General features: G+C 44.6%; 13 protein-coding genes, 1 tRNA gene, 2 pseudogenes and 1 CRISPR repeat array. Of the genes and pseudogenes, 5 read left to right on the top strand and 11 right to left on the bottom strand.

All coding sequences use genetic code 11. The features are described from left to right. The 3 genes from JCM14374_RS10240 to JCM14374_RS15815 form a co-directional block, all read right to left on the bottom strand. Window positions 1-1,254 (bottom strand): LCP family glycopolymer transferase, encoded by a 1,254-nt coding sequence (locus tag JCM14374_RS10240; protein ID WP_054696872.1) that lies wholly within the window; start codon window positions 1,252-1,254, stop codon window positions 1-3. 231 nt (window positions 1,255-1,485) lie between these two features. Further along, window positions 1,486-2,091, bottom strand: a complete 606-nt coding sequence (gene hflX, locus JCM14374_RS15820; protein ID WP_369397353.1) for a GTPase HflX — start codon at window positions 2,089-2,091, stop codon at window positions 1,486-1,488. Then, window positions 2,088-2,588 (bottom strand): HflX-like GTP-binding protein, encoded by a 501-nt coding sequence (locus JCM14374_RS15815; protein WP_054696868.1) that lies wholly within the window; start codon window positions 2,586-2,588, stop codon window positions 2,088-2,090. The genes hflX and JCM14374_RS15815 overlap by 4 nt, the downstream gene beginning before the upstream one ends. A gap of 297 nt (window positions 2,589-2,885) precedes the next feature. On the opposite strand from JCM14374_RS15815, the pseudogene pflB reads away from it, so the two are divergent. The 4 genes and pseudogenes from pflB to JCM14374_RS10210 all read left to right on the top strand — a co-directional run bounded on the left by pflB (window position 2,886) and on the right by JCM14374_RS10210 (window position 8,569). Beyond that, window positions 2,886-5,110 (top strand): annotated as a pseudogene (gene pflB, locus JCM14374_RS10225) (formate C-acetyltransferase). 138 nt (window positions 5,111-5,248) lie between these two features. Beyond that, window positions 5,249-5,992 carry a pyruvate formate-lyase-activating protein gene (pflA, locus tag JCM14374_RS10220; protein WP_054696865.1) on the top strand — a complete coding sequence of 248 codons (744 nt, stop codon included), beginning with the start codon at window positions 5,249-5,251 and terminating at the stop codon, window positions 5,990-5,992. Window positions 5,993-6,461: 469 nt separating this feature from the next. Next, window positions 6,462-8,435, top strand: a complete 1,974-nt coding sequence (locus tag JCM14374_RS10215) for an S-layer homology domain-containing protein (RefSeq protein ID WP_054696862.1) — start codon at window positions 6,462-6,464, stop codon at window positions 8,433-8,435. 58 nt (window positions 8,436-8,493) lie between these two features. Further along, window positions 8,494-8,569: transfer RNA gene (locus JCM14374_RS10210), tRNA-Ala, on the top strand. Window positions 8,570-8,785: 216 nt separating this feature from the next. Here JCM14374_RS10210 and JCM14374_RS15810 read toward each other — a convergent pair. Then, window positions 8,786-8,950 carry a tyrosine-type recombinase/integrase gene (locus tag JCM14374_RS15810; RefSeq protein ID WP_083454031.1) on the bottom strand — a complete coding sequence of 55 codons (165 nt, stop codon included), beginning with the start codon at window positions 8,948-8,950 and terminating at the stop codon, window positions 8,786-8,788. Between the two features lie 129 nt (window positions 8,951-9,079). On the opposite strand from JCM14374_RS15810, the gene cas12f1 reads away from it, so the two are divergent. Continuing rightward, the gene (gene cas12f1 / locus JCM14374_RS10205) at window positions 9,080-10,573 is read left to right on the top strand and encodes a CRISPR-associated endodeoxyribonuclease Cas12f1 (protein WP_054696859.1); all 1,494 of its coding nucleotides are present in this window, start codon (window positions 9,080-9,082) and stop codon (window positions 10,571-10,573) included. A 256-nt stretch (window positions 10,574-10,829) separates the two neighbouring features. Continuing rightward, a CRISPR array of direct repeats spans window positions 10,830-13,236; the repeat unit is 32 nt; unit sequence GTCGCATCTTGCGTAAGCGCGTGGATTGAAAC. A 64-nt stretch (window positions 13,237-13,300) separates the two neighbouring features. Here the strand turns inward: cas12f1 and JCM14374_RS10200 are convergent. The 7 genes and pseudogenes from JCM14374_RS10200 to rsxE all read right to left on the bottom strand — a co-directional run bounded on the left by JCM14374_RS10200 (window position 13,301) and on the right by rsxE (window position 18,191). Further along, complete coding sequence (locus JCM14374_RS10200) at window positions 13,301-14,071, bottom strand: hypothetical protein (protein ID WP_054696857.1); 771 nt, start codon at window positions 14,069-14,071, stop codon at window positions 13,301-13,303. 18 nt (window positions 14,072-14,089) lie between these two features. Next, window positions 14,090-14,611 (bottom strand): Gx transporter family protein, encoded by a 522-nt coding sequence (locus JCM14374_RS10195; protein ID WP_054696855.1) that lies wholly within the window; start codon window positions 14,609-14,611, stop codon window positions 14,090-14,092. A 12-nt stretch (window positions 14,612-14,623) separates the two neighbouring features. Next, window positions 14,624-14,965 (bottom strand): NusG domain II-containing protein, encoded by a 342-nt coding sequence (locus tag JCM14374_RS10190; protein WP_207641622.1) that lies wholly within the window; start codon window positions 14,963-14,965, stop codon window positions 14,624-14,626. A 19-nt stretch (window positions 14,966-14,984) separates the two neighbouring features. Further along, the gene (locus JCM14374_RS10185; protein WP_242848959.1) at window positions 14,985-16,061 is read right to left on the bottom strand and encodes an FAD:protein FMN transferase; all 1,077 of its coding nucleotides are present in this window, start codon (window positions 16,059-16,061) and stop codon (window positions 14,985-14,987) included. A gap of 73 nt (window positions 16,062-16,134) precedes the next feature. After that, window positions 16,135-16,971, bottom strand: coding sequence for an RnfABCDGE type electron transport complex subunit B (gene rnfB, locus JCM14374_RS10180; RefSeq protein ID WP_054696849.1), 837 nt, complete (start codon window positions 16,969-16,971; stop codon window positions 16,135-16,137). A gap of 19 nt (window positions 16,972-16,990) precedes the next feature. Further along, window positions 16,991-17,569 (bottom strand): electron transport complex protein RnfA, encoded by a 579-nt coding sequence (locus tag JCM14374_RS10175; RefSeq protein WP_054696846.1) that lies wholly within the window; start codon window positions 17,567-17,569, stop codon window positions 16,991-16,993. After that, window positions 17,566-18,191, bottom strand: a pseudogene (gene rsxE, locus JCM14374_RS10170) (electron transport complex subunit RsxE). Before rsxE ends, JCM14374_RS10175 begins: the two are co-directional and overlap by 4 nt.

Below are 18,191 nucleotides of genomic sequence, written 5' to 3'. Positions count from 1 at the left end.
TTAGTATCCGGCGCTGCCGGTTGCGGGATCTGAAGATCCCCCTTGAACTACGGGTGTATTGGGGGTTGGCGCCGTTGGGAAAACAGGGTTACCCGGTATTGGAGCAGGCTGCGGCGCTTGCGAACCATTACCCGTATAATTTTTATCCCTGCCCAAGTCCTTATCTTGATTATCTGTCGGAATCTTTTCTTTATCATTAATGTCGGCTCCGTCTTCAGCCGGTTCATTTTCGGCAGACGCTGGTTCAAGCTTATCGGTTGGCTGGTTTGCCTCATCATCATTTTTAGCATCTCCCTGGTTAATTACGGGTGAAACCGTATTCAACCTGGGAGGAGTTTGATTAACCGCAAAGGTCTGACCAGCAAACAGCCTATCGAGAATTCCGTCAGCTTTTTTGCTGTCGGCCATCCAGTAACTAGCCCCGCTGGCGGGATCGGTATACGAATAACCCGGCAAAGTCTGAGTTATAATCGTTTGATTTTCAAAATCACCAGCCACTTCCATCAGATACATCATATCGTTCATGGGGATGTTAGTATGAATGCTTTTTGCTATTTCGGGGAGTAAGCGCGGCAGCTTGGTAATTGTCCCCGCTCTGAACATTTCTGCCGCCAGGGCTTTGACAAATTTTTGCTGCTGCTGGGTTCGGCCTATATCAGCGGTAGGTGTTCCGCGATAACGCACATATCTTAAGGAATCGGCGCCATTGAGCCTCTGCTGGCCCTTTTTTAAGTGAATCGCCAGATAAGGGTCGGGATCCCAATGGTTCATATCCTGCTCAACATATATATTAACCCCGCCTAATATGTTAATTATTTTTTCAAATCCATAGAAATTGGTCACTACATAATAATCGACCCTGGTATCCAGCAGATCGCCTACAGTTTTACAGGCAGCCTCCGGTCCGTCTACGAAATTAACACTGTTGATCTTATTGTAATGATTCCTGGAGACTTGCACTCTGGTATCGCGGGGAATCCACACCATGGCTATTTTCTCATTTTGGCGGTCAATGCTGGCCAGAATCATAGTGTCACTGCGGGAGTTCTCCTTAAGACCCCGGGCATCAATACCCATGAAAAGAATGTTTACCGGTTTTCCGCGTTTAGATCTGTCTGCCAGTGATATGTGGCCAAAATCACCATCAAGAAATTTACCTATTAAAGCCCCGCCCGCGAAGGCCAGAATAAAAACCGAACATAGCAAAGCCACCAATTGTAATTTATCTTTTTCAAAACAAAACGCCTCTCTCAATACATTTCGGCAAGACTTACCAACTTAACCAATTTGCTGCTTGCGATAATAGTTATGAATATTTATAGATACCAGGATATCTGGTCATTTTGTCTTACTCCGCTGTTGTTAAATCTGTGTAATCTGTACTATTTTCTAACCAAATCCCCAACATACATCATATATTTTACATGTTTCTAGCGGTTTCAGCATTAAATTTAATTGTATACCTCGGAAATAAATACAGAAAAGTCAAATGGAAATATAACCATCATCGAGCCGACGTTGCACAATATTTAGCAAAGCGGGTATTCCTGAACCTTGCCGTGCCGAGATGTAGATGGCATTGCTGTCCGCAGGAGGCGTTGGCAGCTTATCTATTTTGTTGTATACCCGGATAATCTTATCCTCCGGCGCGCCCAAATCCCGCAGAACCTCCTCAACCACCAGCAGTTTTTCCAGATTTTGCGGATCTGAAATGTCTATGACATGCAGTAAAAGATCTGCCTGCGCCGCTTCCTCCAGTGTAGATTTAAACGCTGCGACCAGATGATGCGGCAGTTTTTGAATAAATCCCACTGTGTCACTTATTAAAATTTCGCAGCCTGGACCCAGTTCGATCTTTCTGGTAGTGGTGTCCAGGGTCTGAAATAAACGGTCATCAGCCTCAACCTGAGGTTTGCCGCTGGGATGAGCCTTCTGACACAATACATTAAATAATGATGATTTCCCGGCATTGGTATAGCCTACCATAGAAACGATTTTGATGCCTGACCGGCGTCTGCGTTTGCGGTTCAGGTCCCGGGTCTTTTCGGCAGTTTTAATCTCCTGTTTTAAATCCTGGATCTTACGCCTTATCCGGCGGCGGTCCAGTTCAAGCTTTTGTTCACCAGCCCCCCTGGCGCTATCCCCGCGCCTGTACGGCTCATACCAGCTCCCAAACCGGTTAACCGGGGCAGCATGTATTCCATTCGCGCCAGTTCTACCTGTAATATGCCTTCGCGTGACCGGGCACGCTGGGCAAATATCTTCAGTATTAACATTGTCCTGTCCACTATGGGCACTTCCAGAGCTGTTTCCAAATTTCGCACCTGTACAGGAGTCAATTCGTTGTCAAAAACCACTGCGGAAGGTTCCAGTTCTTCGACCAGGTTTTTAATCTCCTGCAGCTTACCTTTGCCCACATAAGTAGAACTTTGCACTCGTTCCCGGTTTTGTATAACTTGAACTACGGGCAGAAATCCGGCTGCTTCTGTCAAAGCTGTCAATTCATCTATCCAGGTCGAAAAATCTTCCTGAGCGGCGGTTTGCGATTTTATTGCTACCAGAATGGCTTTTTCGATGTTGTCAGGCAATTACCCGGCTCCCCCCAATAATGCAAGTATGACACCTATTATATCACCAGTATTTTTTTATGCCTAAATTCTAAAACAGCCATGCTTAAATCACCCGCATATTTCAAATAATAAGTTAAATGACCCAGCTTTGGGATATAACTCAATCTTACTCATATAGTTCACCCTGAGACCGGCTGACGGCGGGATAAAGCGTTATGATTGCCTTAAGTTCAAGCAGCATTTTGCCGTACATAATAATATATCAAGTGCGAAAGTTGATGCAAATAACATAAATGACATTTAGGCGGTGCGGTTTTGCAAGCATGGAATAATTTTAAAACTGGGCGTTGGATAGATGATATTGATGTGCGTGATTTTGTGCATAAAAACTATACGCCTTACGAAGGTGACGCCCGGTTTCTGTCCGCGGCAACCGATAGAACAAAAAAACTATGGTGTAAATGCCGTGAACTGCTGCGGCAGGAACACAACCATGGCGGAGTCTTAGACATTGATACCAGCCAGCCCATAAAGATCAACAGCCATGCCCCTGGCTATATTGATAAGGACCTCGAACTCATAACCGGGCTGCAAACCGACTACCCTTTAAAAAGAGCCATTAATATTTATGGAGGGCTGCGCACCACGCTTAATGCCTGCAGCGCTTATGGCTATAAAATTTCCCCTCAGCTGGCTGATTTTTTTGCCAAACACCGTCCGACCCATAATGACGGGGTTTTCAGCGTATATACCCCGGAAATGAAACTGGCCCGCAAGGTAGGAATAATCACGGGACTGCCTGATTCCTACGGCCGGGGAAGAATAATTGGTGACTACCGGCGGGTTCCTCTATATGGCATAGATTTCTTAATAGAACATAAGAAAAACGATCTGGCCAGAATGCCGGAAGAAATGAATGCTGATTCTATTCAACACCGCGAAGAAATATTTAAACAAATAGAAGCTTTGAAAGCTGCCCGTGATATGGCTTGGAGTTATGGCTGCGACATCTCCCAACCTGCGACAAACGCGCAGGAAGCGGTACAGTGGCTGTATTTTGCCTATTTGGCCGCAGTAAAAGAACAAAATGGCGCCGCATGAGTCTGGGAAGGGTTTCTGCCTTCCTCGATATTTACATTGAGAGAGATCTTCAGCAGGGTAGAATAAATGAAGAAAGGGCCCAGGAACTAATTGACCAGCTGGTTATCAAACTGCGCCTGGTAAGGCATCTGCGCACCCCTGAGTATAACGAGCTTTTTGCGGGCGATCCCAACTGGGTTACCGAATCTCTCGGCGGCATGGGAACTGACGGCCGCCCCCTGGTAACCAAAAGCAGTTTCAGGTTCCTTAATACCCTGCGTAACCTGGGCCCCTCCCCTGAACCAAACATGACCATCCTCTGGTCACAGCGGCTGCCCCGTCCCTTTCTGGAATTCTGCGCCGAGCTTTCCATCCAGACCTGTGCCCTGCAGTATGAAAATGATGATTTAATGCGGGATTATTATGGTGATGATTACGCCATAGCCTGCTGCGTGTCCGCCATGCGCCTGGGTAAAGAAACCCAGTTATTTGGCGCCCGCTGCAACCTGGCCAAACTACTGCTTTATGCCATAAACGGAGGTCGTGATGAAATTACCGGCGAACAGGTTGGGGTGGAAATGCCGGTTTATGAAGAAGAATACCTGGATTACCAGCAGGTGATGCACCGGCTGCAAGTTCAAATGGAATGGTTAACCCGTCTGTACGTGAACACCATGAACGTCATCCACTTTATGCATGACCGTTACGCTTATGAAAGCCTGCAGATGGCCTTGCATGACAGCAAACTTCACTATTATATGGCATTCGGCCTGGCCGGTTTATCCGTCACCGCCGACTCCCTCAGCGCTATACGCTATGGTCGGGTAAAGGTTATAAAAGATGAACGCGGTTTGGCGGCCGCTTTTCAATCTGAAGGTGATTTTCCCTGTTTCGGCAATGACGATGATCGTGTTGATTCTATTGCTGTTCAATTGATAAAAGATTTTAGCTGCAGCCTGCAAAAACACACTGCCTATCGGAACGCCCAGCATACCCTTTCCATCCTTACTATTACCTCCAATGTAATGTATGGCAAACATACCGGAGATACTCCAGATGGCCGCAAACGCGGCGAAGCCCTGGCCCCAGGAGCTAATCCAGTGCATGGCCGTGAAAAGATGGGGGCTTTGGCAGGGTTAAACTCACTGGCCAAACTACCCTATAGTTACGCTCGTGACGGTATTTCACTGACCTTCTCTATCGTTCCCGAATCCCTGGGTAAGAGCGAAATAGAGAAAATAAATAATCTTCTGGCCCTTTTGCAGGGCTATTTTTCGCAGGGCGCGCATCATATGAACGTAAATGTATTAGACCCTGAAACCTTGATAAAAGCCATGCAACATCCGGAAGAATATGCTGACCTGACGATACGCGTTTCCGGATACGCAGTGCATTTTACCAAACTTAGCCGCGAATTGCAGGAAGAAATAATCGCCCGCACCTTCTATCGAAAATTTTAAGATAGCCACAGATAACATTTTTTGTTTGCCTTAAGGCAAGCAACATCTTGCGCTCATAATTAACAACGTAAAAATAGGCTAATAAAACCCAATACCCTCTGTGAAAATCTGTAGCCAATTAGACTTGGGAGCAATTATATGATAGGCAGGATACATTCGATAGACACCTTTAGCACCGTAGATGGGCCTGGAATTCGTACAGTGGTATTCATGCAGGGCTGTAACCTGCGCTGCAAATACTGCCAAAATCCGGATACTTGGGCAGTAAATAGTCCAACTGTGCAAGAAATGACTGTACAAGAAGTCATATCCGTAATAAGTAGAGGGAAACCCTACTTTGAAGCATCGGGAGGGGGGGTGACTTTTTCCGGGGGAGAACCTCTGCTGCAGCATGGCTTCCTTGGCAAAGTCCTTAAAGCGTGCCAGGAAAATGACATTCATACAGCTGTAGATACCTCGCTCAATGTGGCTTCCTGCAAAGTGGAAGAAATAATTCCCTATACCAGGCTGGTCCTGGCCGACATAAAGTCTATTAACAGTAAAATTTGCCTGGCTTTAACCGGCATGGGCAATGAACAAAACATTTCCAACCTGAAGCTTTTAGACGATCGTTCCGTTCCCATATGGATTAGATATGTCGTGGTACCCGGGTGGACAGACAGCAGCAGCGATGTGAAAGAAATGGCGCTTATGCTGCAACGACTCGAACATATTCAAAAAATCGAACTCCTGCCCTATCACACCCTGGGTATCCACAAATGGAATTTACTAAAATTGGACTACAGCCTGCAGGATATATCCGTGCCTACTCTGGCCTCACTGCGTGATCTCGCAGACGCTTTATCCTCATTAAGCGGAAAGCCAGTATCTATCCCCGGCTAATGTATAGAGGTATATCTGATTTTACAGTTTTTCTATTTATAATAAGTTTTTCTATTTATAATAACCGAACCATTCTTTAAACAATGTCACTGCATGTTATCGCGGCAATAAAGAATAAATTTAATGATAAGCATAATCTGAATGACTTCATGCCTGACACCATAATTATAAAAAAAACAGAGGAGGGCTTCAAAGTTAGATAAATCCATTTAAGGCAACTATTTTTCCCGCGAACATGATTGTTGCTGCGCTCGCAATAACGTTTTAAACTGCAATTTGGTAACCAAAGTAACCGCCAATGAAAATGATATGCAAAAGATTGATGGCAAATGGCAATGCGACTGGATGGAGAGGTTTTGAAATTTGCTAACTGCAAAATGAAGGGTTTTTAAAATAATTATCGTAATAGTATATAAGCTTTGACGTTTCAATTGTTTATATAATGTCTATTTCTACAGGGAGGTTGAGTATGAAAAAAAATATCGCCATAGTTCTTATCATTATGCTGGGATTGATGTCTGCGGGACAGCCGTGTTTGGCCGCTGGTTCAAGTTTTCCCGATATCAGCAGCCACTGGGCCAGGGAATATATAACCAGCATGAGTAACTCAGGCAACATATCAGGTTATCCCGATGGCACATTTAAACCGGACAAAACAGTCAGCAAGGCCGAATTTATACGGGTTTTGTTATCTTGTTTAGGAATATCTCCCACAGAATATACAAAAAACAGTTTTTCGGACATTTCCAAACACTGGGCCAGGAACTACATAAATGAAGCCGTAACTCAAGGGTTATTGATTCCATCTGAATATCCCAGCGGGTTAAAACCCGATAACGCTCTCAAACGCAGCGAGGCTGCCGCTTTCCTGGTTCGTGCCATGGGCAAGCAGCCTGAAGATGGCGCTATGACTTTTACAGACCAGGCTAACTTGAACAAAAGCATGTACAAGGGATACATAAAAGTCGCCAGCGAACTTGGCCTGCTCAGCGGCTATCCTGATGGCAGTTTTCAGCCTTTTACCGAAGTCACCCGCGCGCAGATGTGCAAGTTAATGCTGAATTACCTAGAAAAGTCAGGGGCTGCAACGGCACCTGCGACAACAGCCTCACCAACAAACATTAACGGTAATTTCACATCCCTGGCCATTGGCGATGAAATCTATAACCTGGCGTCAACACCACTGGTTTTCAAAGCCTCTTTAGGCAGCAGCATTACGGTTTCGTCTCTGGCCGTAGTGAATGGCTACCTTTATGTGAATAACCAGTACCGTTATGCCCTGGATAGTTCTTTAAGCAACCTGGATATTATTGTTGGCAACTGCCGCTATGTGGTAAACCAGATAGGTGTCAACAACAACCGGCTGGTAGTTTTCCCTGGTGCGCGGAAAATGGGCAGCATCACAACGGACGGCAGAAAATATGATCCAGATTTTATTAAGGTCTATATAAACTCAGCCAATACAAATGCCTACCTGGGCGATTTGAAGGTTATTGACGGCAGCACAGTTGAACTAAACGGAACAAAATATTCCCTGCTCACAAACAAGATTACCATCGATCTTGGCGGCAACTATTACGATATAATTAAGCTTACTCTGTCTTCGACCGATACCATCCCGCAACTAAGTTCTACCAACCGGGTTATAGTGAATGGACTTAAATTCAGTGATATATCCACTATATTTGAAGGCACCAATATACTTAATCTGGCCGGAATCAGGAATATCGACTTTATTATTGACACCAAACTTTATCACCTGTCAGAAGTCAATATTGACGCCTCTGGCAAATTCACAATTAGCGATAAGACCTATCCGTCGAGTCAAGTAATCATGTTAATAGATGATATGCAATATAAAATCGATCACATCTCCATGCTGCAAAGCAAATTGGTTTTCTATCTGCTAAAAGGAACCGATGCCAATCTGGTAAAAATAAATGATACCTACCGGGATATGGCGAGCGTGAGAATATTAAAGGACAATGTAGTTTATGATTTAAACACCATAATGGTAGTAAGCCGCAACCTGCTGCGCCTTGGTGGTAAGCAGTATCCCCTGGACTCGACTTTTAAATGCAGTTACGATGGGAAAATATGTGCAATAGATGAAATAGACTTTGACAGCAAGCAGGGCTATACGATTATAAGGGTATCCGATAATACGGCCTCCAGTTCTTCGCAGCCCCTGCGGTATGTATTCTATAAAAACAGTCAAGTATATCAGGACGGCGCTAATAATGATGTAACCATTTATACCAATCGCAAGTGGATTACCTTTGATCAAATTGTGGTTACCGACCCCAACCGTTTCACTTATGACGGAAGCAGCCAAAACCTTATAGGATCTATTGTAAAAATCAAAAACGTTGATTTTGAAGTTACTGATACGGGCTGGCACAGCAAAGATCGGATAATGGATATATACCTGCGCCAGCTTTAAATTGTGAAATACCTTTAATATCCCTCATTATATGATATAATAGTTTTTGTTCTGGAGTGGGGGCGTGGCTCAGCTGGGAGAGCACCTCGTTCGCAACGAGGGGGTCGTGGGTTCGAATCCCATCGTCTCCACCAGATATTTGAAGCAATTGCTATACCAAAAAATACTGCAACCGGAAAATAAAATTTATCCAGGATGCAGCCCTGGATAAAAAGGAATATAGTTTTATTTCTCTGTTTTTATCCTTCTTTTGTAGAAGGATTTTTCTGTCTTTAATATTATCGTTTAGTTCATCTGTTGTTATCAGCATAAGTTCCCAAAGAACGTGCGCATAATCATCAGTAGTGGTACTAACTGACCTGCCCCACAAATTCTTGAATAATTTTTTGATTTACGTCCAATTCCAGTAGCCGCATAACAAAAGTGTGCCTCAAGCCATGTAAATTAAATTCTTTGATACCTGCCTTATCCTTAACCCGATAAAAAACTCGGTTAAAATTACGTGGCTCGTACAGCTAAGATGCAACTAATAAATCCCTATACCTAACCGGAGTCTGGTGGCAGATCAGTTATAAGTCAAACCCCTTTTTTGACACAATATGTTTGTTAGTATATAATTTGACATTGAGAGGGGTATTCTGTTGATGGGCGAATCGGTAAAAGCAATAAAATTAAAGATACTGGATATGTTTTTAGACCCCGAATGCACAAAGCAGGATGATAACTGGCGCAAAGATTTGTCTACTATGTCCAGATTCTGCGCTGAAGCGGGGAATATGTGTCTGCGCGACCTGTATAATTACTTTTCAATGCCCAAGGAAGACCGTATTTCCTCAAAAGACTTATATAACGCTATGTATCATAAAACTAAACTTCTCCATCCTGAATTACCAGGTAAGGTAGCGAACCAAATAGTAAACCACGCTAAAGATGTTTGGAAACGCAACGCTAAACTCATTTATCGGAACCAAATCTCAATGCCTACATATAAGATAACAACAGCACCAATCCGGCTGCAAAATAACATTTATAAATTAATAAAAAATAAGAACAAATACATAATAGACGTACAGTTATACTCCAAGGAATACTCCAAGGATAGTGGTAAAGGCACTCATAGGTATTTTCTGGTAGCAGTTAGAGACTCATCAACCCGTATGATATTCGACCGTATTATGAGTAAGGACCATATTGACAGTAGTAAATCATACACGCAAGGACAACTCCAAATCAAGAAAGACCACCAGGGGAAATGGTATTGCATCATACCCTATACATTCCCTACACATGAGACAGTCCTCGACCCTGATAAAGTCATGGGAGTAGACCTTGGCGTTGCAAAAGCTGTTTACTGGGCGTTTAATAGTTCTTATAAAAGAGGCTGTATCGACGGTGGGGAAATAGAACATTTCCGCAAAATGATACGAGCTCGCAGGGTGTCCATCCAAAATCAAATCAAACATTCAGGGGACGCCCGTAAAGGACATGGGCGCAAAAGGGCGTTAAAACCCATAGAAACATTGAGCGAGAAGGAAAAGAATTTTAGGGATACAATAAACCACCGCTATGCAAATCGAATTGTAGAAGCTGCTATTAAGCAAGGCTGTGGGACAATCCAAATCGAAAACCTTGAAGGTATAGCTGACACAACAGGCAGTAAATTTCTCAAGAACTGGCCTTATTACGACCTGCAGACAAAAATTGTTAATAAAGCCAAGGAACATGGCATTACCGTTGTTGCAATAAACCCCCAATATACATCCCAAAGGTGTTCGATGTGCGGGTATATTGAAAAAACCAACCGTTCATCACAGGCAGTATTTGAATGTAAACAATGCGGTTACGGCAGTAGGACTATATGTATTAACTGCAGGCACGTCCAAGTATCCGGGGATGTTTGTGAGGAATGTGGCGGCATAGTAAAAAAAGAAAACGTAAACGCAGACTACAATGCGGCAAAAAACATATCCACACCGTACATCGACCAGATAATAATGGAGAAGTGTTTAGAACTAGGTATTCCTTACCGCAGTATAACCTGTAAAGAATGTGGTCACATACAGGCTTCAGGAAATACCTGCGAGGTTTGCGGAAGTACTAATATTTTGAAACCAAAGAAAATTAGAAAAGCAAAATAATCGCGAACCCCAAGTTATAAAAAAGGTCTTTGACAACAAAACAAGTCATATCGCTTTAAAGCCTGACATAATTTACTCTGTTTCGCGCGCCAGGGCAGTTAGGTGCCCTAAAAGAGCGAAGTGGCCGAAAGGAAAGGCTAACGCTTCTCTAACGCTACGGCGACCTTGGCGAAATGCCATCAATACCACGCGGCCCGAAAGGGTTCGCGCGAAACTGAGTAATAAAACATTGCGGATGCGGCAATACAGAACCGCTGTCGCATCTTGCGTAAGCGCGTGGATTGAAACTGTAGTATTTGCGGGTTGAGATTGGCGGGAATTAGTCGCATCTTGCGTAAGCGCGTGGATTGAAACCGGTTCGCACAGGCAGTTTTAGCATTGGTGTGGTGTCGCATCTTGCGTAAGCGCGTGGATTGAAACAACAACCCGTTCCCACGGTGCACCACAATGAGGGTCGCATCTTGCGTAAGCGCGTGGATTGAAACTTAAATCTATGTCAACTGTTGCCAGTATTGTCACCGTCGCATCTTGCGTAAGCGCGTGGATTGAAACCAAACTGAAGATCGAATGTTGCATCAGCTCCAGCGTGTCGCATCTTGCGTAAGCGCGTGGATTGAAACACAAATTTCATTTACTTCCATCCCAATTTTTACAGTCGCATCTTGCGTAAGCGCGTGGATTGAAACTTTGTCGTTTTAACCTGTATGTCGTATGCATTTTGTCGCATCTTGCGTAAGCGCGTGGATTGAAACTAGTCTGTTTTCTAGGTCATTGATTTTGTCAAGCGTCGCATCTTGCGTAAGCGCGTGGATTGAAACCGAAGGAGGGTTAATCGTTTGATTCTTAAAGAACGTCGCATCTTGCGTAAGCGCGTGGATTGAAACATGTTTGAAGGTATTGTTCAACACCCTACACAAAAGTCGCATCTTGCGTAAGCGCGTGGATTGAAACTGTCCAGCAAGGCAAGTGCAGTAAAGACCGTTAGTCGCATCTTGCGTAAGCGCGTGGATTGAAACAAAACGATATTCAGACCCAACAGCAAACCCTAGCGTCGCATCTTGCGTAAGCGCGTGGATTGAAACTTGATCGGTAATTGCGCCATGCCTTATTTTATCGGTCGCATCTTGCGTAAGCGCGTGGATTGAAACCTCAAACTTAAAACCCCTACATGTCATATCTTTGTCGCATCTTGCGTAAGCGCGTGGATTGAAACAACAAAGTGGAAGGATTTCCCGGAGCAGATATTAGTCGCATCTTGCGTAAGCGCGTGGATTGAAACATGCTTGTTGAACGGTGCAAACACACCTTCAATGGTCGCATCTTGCGTAAGCGCGTGGATTGAAACCGCTTATTTGCTTGCTGATGAACAAGTTGCAGACGTCGCATCTTGCGTAAGCGCGTGGATTGAAACTTGACCACATCCAACAATGGTCATTGCATCAGGGTCGCATCTTGCGTAAGCGCGTGGATTGAAACATTTATGCCGGCAATTATGGAATTTATGATGTAGTCGCATCTTGCGTAAGCGCGTGGATTGAAACTGGTAGTTTATTGATGTCAAGTTCTGTCCATCTCGTCGCATCTTGCGTAAGCGCGTGGATTGAAACATACACCCTACCCTAAAAAACAACACACAATAAGCGTCGCATCTTGCGTAAGCGCGTGGATTGAAACTTCTCTGTCGAAATTTTTGTTTATTTACTGGTTTGTCGCATCTTGCGTAAGCGCGTGGATTGAAACATATTGCCTTGCTGACATATAAGCGTCATAAGCCGTCGCATCTTGCGTAAGCGCGTGGATTGAAACTGAAGCCTGGGGTTATGGGTTTTCGTCCGTCATGTCGCATCTTGCGTAAGCGCGTGGATTGAAACCAAGAGCAACCTCAACCAAACACCGCCGATATTTCGTCGCATCTTGCGTAAGCGCGTGGATTGAAACTTTTTTATTGCCCTTTTTAGGTTGGCATTGTCTACGTCGCATCTTGCGTAAGCGCGTGGATTGAAACATTTTAAATGGTTTACTTGTTAAGGCAATTCGTTGTCGCATCTTGCGTAAGCGCGTGGATTGAAACTGATGCCCCCAATCCATATTGGGGTGGAATATTCAGTCGCATCTTGCGTAAGCGCGTGGATTGAAACGGTTTGCAAGTATATGCCGTACTGTTGTTCTAATGTCGCATCTTGCGTAAGCGCGTGGATTGAAACTCAAAATTTGAAGCGTGGCTTGATTTACTTTTGCGTCGCATCTTGCGTAAGCGCGTGGATTGAAACTGTAATAATGGGAATAAAAAGCCGCCCACATTGTCGCATCTTGCGTAAGCGCGTGGATTGAAACAACCGGGCAGACGAAGAAATCACCGAAGAAGAAAGTCGCATCTTGCGTAAGCGCGTGGATTGAAACTTCCATCAGTCCATGACGAACGGCTAGGGAGCCTGTCGCATCTTGCGTAAGCGCGTGGATTGAAACATGGCATCGTTTTCGTTATCAACCAATATCTTCGTCGCATCTCGCGTAGGCGCGTGGATTGAAACTAATGATGTGCGATTGACGTATTGTCTGGCAACGTGTCGCATCTTGCGTAAGCGCGTGGATTGAAACCCATTTAACCTTATACAGAGCATTATTACACAAGTCGCATCTTGCGTAAGCGCGTGGATTGAAACAGTAATCGAAAAAGTGAGCTTTGAGTCGGATAACACATATTGGACCATATAGTCTCGAAGGATCTCATGAAATTAATAACGGCTTGTATGCAAGGAACAATAATAAAAAAACAATAAAACTTAGCACCGCCAGGATTTCGTTTTTAGCAATTTTAAATTTATAATGGTAATCGTTTTCGCTGGACACTTCGAGTCGCGTTTGTATTTCATCGGTATGCTGCAAAGAATTGGCGATAAATGCAGCCAGAATGTTGGACAATTCTTTTAGTTTGGATTTAAAACCAAGATCGTTATTCTTAAAAACCTGCCGTACCTGCTCCAAAATATCCTGTTTGAATTGACTTACAGACCGGGTCAATTCGTTCACTATAACCCTTGCCATATGCAAATGTTTTGCCACCGGAATACCCAGTGAATTTAAGGGAGAAAGGACCTTGCTCAGCATTTCTGTGATGGGCTGAATAGGAGTAGTGAAAAAATACAAGCTGCCGATATACCAGATGAAAAATATTTTTACCATTCGTATAAAGGTGGCCTCGTAGTTAAAAAAATAGGGTGGTCCGGGAAAAAGCTTTTGTATAAGAAATGAAAACAGCAATCCGCAGAGGTAAGGAAATACGATGAATATTCCATAAGCGGCCAGGTTTTTCAAAATAAAACGAAAATTACTTCCCAATAAAAACGTGACTAACAGCAGGTATAATGAGAAATACACCAGTTCCAGCCCGCTGGTGCATAAAGACGTAAGTAGGGCCAGCAATATGGCCAGGATAGTTTTTATCCCGGCGTCAATCTCAACATATCTATCTTCTAAAATGGCTGAATCTCCCGGCAAATAACTCACATCCCGGAATCACTGCAAAATATCCTTAAAAATACCCTTTTTCTCGATCTCGCCAACCGTCAACTCACTGATGCTTCCCGTGATCAAACCAGTTACAACCGCGGAGATAAGGAGTACGGGAATATAATAAAAAACAACCGTCTCTCCCAGTATTACAGAAGCCACCAGCAGTTGGGCGGTATTATGAACAATAGCCCCAACTACGCTGATGCCCTTGATACTAAACAACCGCCAGGCCTTTTTGTACAGCAGCCACATGGCTATGGCGCTTAGAAGTCCTCCGGTCAAGCTGAAGGGCAGCACAGTAATACCTTTGCTCAAAACCGCAACTACTACACATCTCAGAAATACAATCAGCAGAACATCCTTGAAATCTAAGAAGGCAATCGCTATTATGGTGATAATATTGGCTAATCCAAGCTTAACTCCGGGTATTGGAACCGGTATGGGGATGATCAATTCTAATAACGAAATTAGTATGGCATTACAAATTAGAATAATGATGATGGCATCTTTTTTTTTCTTATTCATAGGTTCATCCGATCAGTATGCTAAAGTGTCTACCTTTTTATTGTTTCCGGTAATGGTAATAACTACTCGGGAGGGAATACAAACCGCTCTGTCTCCCGGTTTGTTCAGCCAGCCGGTTTTTACGCAGAATTTATGCGGGCAGTTAGATTCTAAAAACCTTATTCTTCCTTTTTCGGCCTTGATAACCTGATGAATACCTTCTTCATCCACATTAATATATTCGGGCTGGTTCAGATTACTGAGATTGATTTTTTTAACCAGCTTGCTTTCATGGGTAATGACCGCAGTCAATTGCTGCTTGGAATCAACTTCAAAAGTATTCCAGGCCATATAGAGAACAGCTATTACTACCATACAGATAATTAATATCTTGTCACCTGATTTGAATACAGGTATATTCATTAGATACGTCCTCTAAGTGAAATTTCCCTTTTAATCCAGGTGTAACGTATATTTTTTTATCGTTGGTAATAAATATAGCTTCGGCCTTGCCATATCGCTTAACCAGGTCCAGTCCCTTTTGAAGGCCCAGTACATAAGCTTTGGATAATCCATCGGCATCGGTTGATGACGAGGCTATTATGGTCACGCTCATCAGGCCGCTGTCTGCGGGATAGCCGGTTTTAGGGTTGAAAATATGGCAATAGCGCTTGCCGTCCTTGACAAAATAGCGTTGATAGTCCCCGGACGTAACCACCGCTTTGTCAATAACATCAACCACACCAACTATATCGCCCGTCTGACTCCGGGGATTTTGGACGCCAACCTTCCACGGGGTTCCATCCGGTTTGCCGCCCAGTACAACCACATTGCCGCCCAAATTGGCGAAAGCTGAGGTGATCCCGTTTTTCTTATATATTTGTATAGCCAGATCGCCTAAATACCCCTTGGCGATGCCGCCCAGGTCGACCATCTGTCCCGTTTTAGCCAAACTGGCTGAACCGGTCGCTTCGTTAATCTGAACATCCCGGTAATTGACCAGGGTAAGAAGCCGGCTTACCTCTTCATCTGATATTACCCTGGGATGATCAGTACCAATCCCCCAGGCTTTTACCAGCGGGGCCACCGTAATATCGAAAGCGGCTCCGCCGCTTAAATCAGCAATCTGGCGGGCCTTCATCAATATATTAATGGTTTCTGGTTTCAATTTGACATACCCTTGACCCGCATGACGGTTGAGTTTATTGATATCTCCGCCGGGCTGATTGATAGTCCACAAGGCGTCAAATTCTTTTATCCGGGCCGATACTTCTTCGGCGGCCTTCTTTGCATTGGAACCATACACCTGTTGATTGATGATGGTTCCCAGCGCAAACTCCTCGGTTTGAACCGGTTTGGGCTGGCCAAAACCGCAGCCTGCCGCAGAAAAGACTAATATGCTCAAGATCAATAATGCGCATAAGCTTTTTTTCATATCCAGAACCCCGCACTTAATCTTCGTATCAGCCACTCCTCCCCGTAAAAACCCAATCCTAATCTGTGGCTATTTTCTTATTAGTCTCTGCTTATTATATCTGTTAAAATCAGACCGCCTGCGATATCTCCATTGGAGGAATTTTATAGGTCCTGATCGCGTTGGTCGGGCATTTATCCAGGCAGACGATTTCACTGCATTTTTCCAGGCAGATGCTTGAGTCGACCACAGCCAGGTTATTCACTATCTTGATGGCTCCGTAGGGACACTGTTTGCCGCACAAACCGCAGCCTATACAGGCAATTTTGCAGTTCTTGCGTACGCCAGCGCCTTTTTCATGCGAGTTGCAGTATACCGCTACCGGAGCGTCAGGAGAAATCATCTCGATGACGCCTTTCGGGCAGGCCTCCGCGCATTTTCCGCAGCCGGTGCACTTATCCTTATTGACCACCGGCAGTCCCTGATCATTCAAAGCAATGGCGTCAAACATACATGCCTGCACGCAGTTCCCCAGGCCAATACAGCCATCTTCACATACCTTGGGACCATTAAGCAGCAGGGAAGCCGCCAGACAGTCATTAACTCCAGAATAAATATATTTCTTATTAGCCGTGACAATCGGTTCCGCGCATTTAACAAAAGCAAACCGGGGCTCGATTTCCGCGGCTGCTTTTCCGGTTAGTTTGGCCACCTGATCAGCTATAGCCTTTTTTCCAGGTATACACAGGTTGGGGGCAACGTCCTTGTCCAGAACCACAGCCTCGGCGTAGGCGGCGCATCCCGCAAACCCGCAGGCCCCGCATTGACCCTTGGGCAGAATATCTTCGACCACATGAATCAAAGGATTCATTTCAACGGCAAATTTTTTATTGGCAAAAGCTAAAACCAGGCCGAAAAATATTCCTACACCGGCCATGACCGCAATAACCGTTAATATTACATTCATGCTATGTGCGCCCTCCTTTCTATTTGATCATTCCGGAAAAACCTAAAAACGACAAAGCCAGGCATCCGGCAATAATAAAAGCCACTCCCAATCCGTCCAGTGATTTCGGTACATCCGCCAGTCTCAATTTCTCGCGGCAGCTGGCCATCAAGACAATGGCCAGGGCAAAACCAACGCCGGAACCGAACGCATTGACTATACTTTTGGCCAGAGTAAAATCGGATTCAACATTGATCAGCGGCACACCCAGTACCACGCAGTTGGTAGCAATCAAGAGCAGGTAAATACCCCACATACGGTGCAGATTCGGGGTATACTTCTTCACCACCATTTCCAGCAGCTGTACAAAGCTGGCGATCAGGAGAACGAATACGATCGTTGTTAAGAAGGTAAAATTCAACGGCACCAGGATATAATGGTGAACCAGCCAGGCAAATATGGAACTGAGGGTTATAACCGCGGTTACCGCCATGCCCATTCCGGCCGAGGCATCAAAGTTTTTCGAAACGCCAAAGAAAATACATAAACCCAAGAACCGTGTCAAGACGAAGTTGTTAATTACAACTGCCCCCATAAAGAGTAGTAAATATTCACTCATATTGTCTCACCTCTTTCAGCTTTAGCCTTTTCAATGCGTTGACTCCAAATATTCCAGGCGCCTACCAGGTAGCCGATGAGGATGAAGCGCCCGGGGCCATAATGAAAATCAGGGCTGGCGGATACCAGCTTCCCAAGACAGTGTAGCCCAAGATGGTACCGTTCCCAAATAACTCGCGTATCACCCCGATAATAAGCATGGCAATCGTAAAACCGCAGCCCATGCCGAAACCATCAATAAATGAGGGCCAGGGGCCGTTTTTGGAAGCAAAAACCTCAGCTCTGGCCAGTATGATAGCAAATACCACCACCAGAGAAAGGTATATGCCCAACTCTTTATAAAGCAAGGGCGCAAAGGCCTTCAGTAATAATTCGGCCACTGTTACTATGGTCGCAATGGAAGTAATATAAATCGGCACCCGCACCTTGGGGTTAACCCAGTTGCGGAACAGTGATACCACTAGATTATTCATGGATATGACAAAAGTAACGGTAAGTCCCATGGTCAATGCATTAACCACGGAAGTGGTCACTGCCAAGGCGGGACAGAGACTTAATGCCAGTACGAAGATCGGATTCTCCAGGACCAGTCCTTTCGAAAAGATGTTCCAATATCCTTTCAT

The sequence above is a fragment of the Syntrophomonas palmitatica JCM 14374 genome (assembly GCF_001311885.1).
GTDB lineage: Bacteria > Bacillota > Syntrophomonadia > Syntrophomonadales > Syntrophomonadaceae > Syntrophomonas_A > Syntrophomonas_A palmitatica.
This window is presented reverse-complemented; position numbering and strand designations above follow the sequence as displayed.

Coding starts and splice junctions, on each gene's coding strand:
- pflA (WP_054696865.1), top strand. CDS start 5,249: ATGATAGGCAGGATACATTCGATAGACACCTTTAGCACCGTAGATGGG.
- JCM14374_RS10215 (WP_054696862.1), top strand. CDS start 6,462: ATGAAAAAAAATATCGCCATAGTTCTTATCATTATGCTGGGATTGATG.
- cas12f1 (WP_054696859.1), top strand. CDS start 9,080: ATGGGCGAATCGGTAAAAGCAATAAAATTAAAGATACTGGATATGTTT.
- JCM14374_RS10195 (WP_054696855.1), bottom strand. CDS start 14,611: ATGAATAAGAAAAAAAAAGATGCCATCATCATTATTCTAATTTGTAAT.
- JCM14374_RS10190 (WP_207641622.1), bottom strand. CDS start 14,965: ATGGTAGTAATAGCTGTTCTCTATATGGCCTGGAATACTTTTGAAGTT.
- rnfB (WP_054696849.1), bottom strand. CDS start 16,971: ATGAATGTAATATTAACGGTTATTGCGGTCATGGCCGGTGTAGGAATA.
- JCM14374_RS10175 (WP_054696846.1), bottom strand. CDS start 17,569: ATGAGTGAATATTTACTACTCTTTATGGGGGCAGTTGTAATTAACAAC.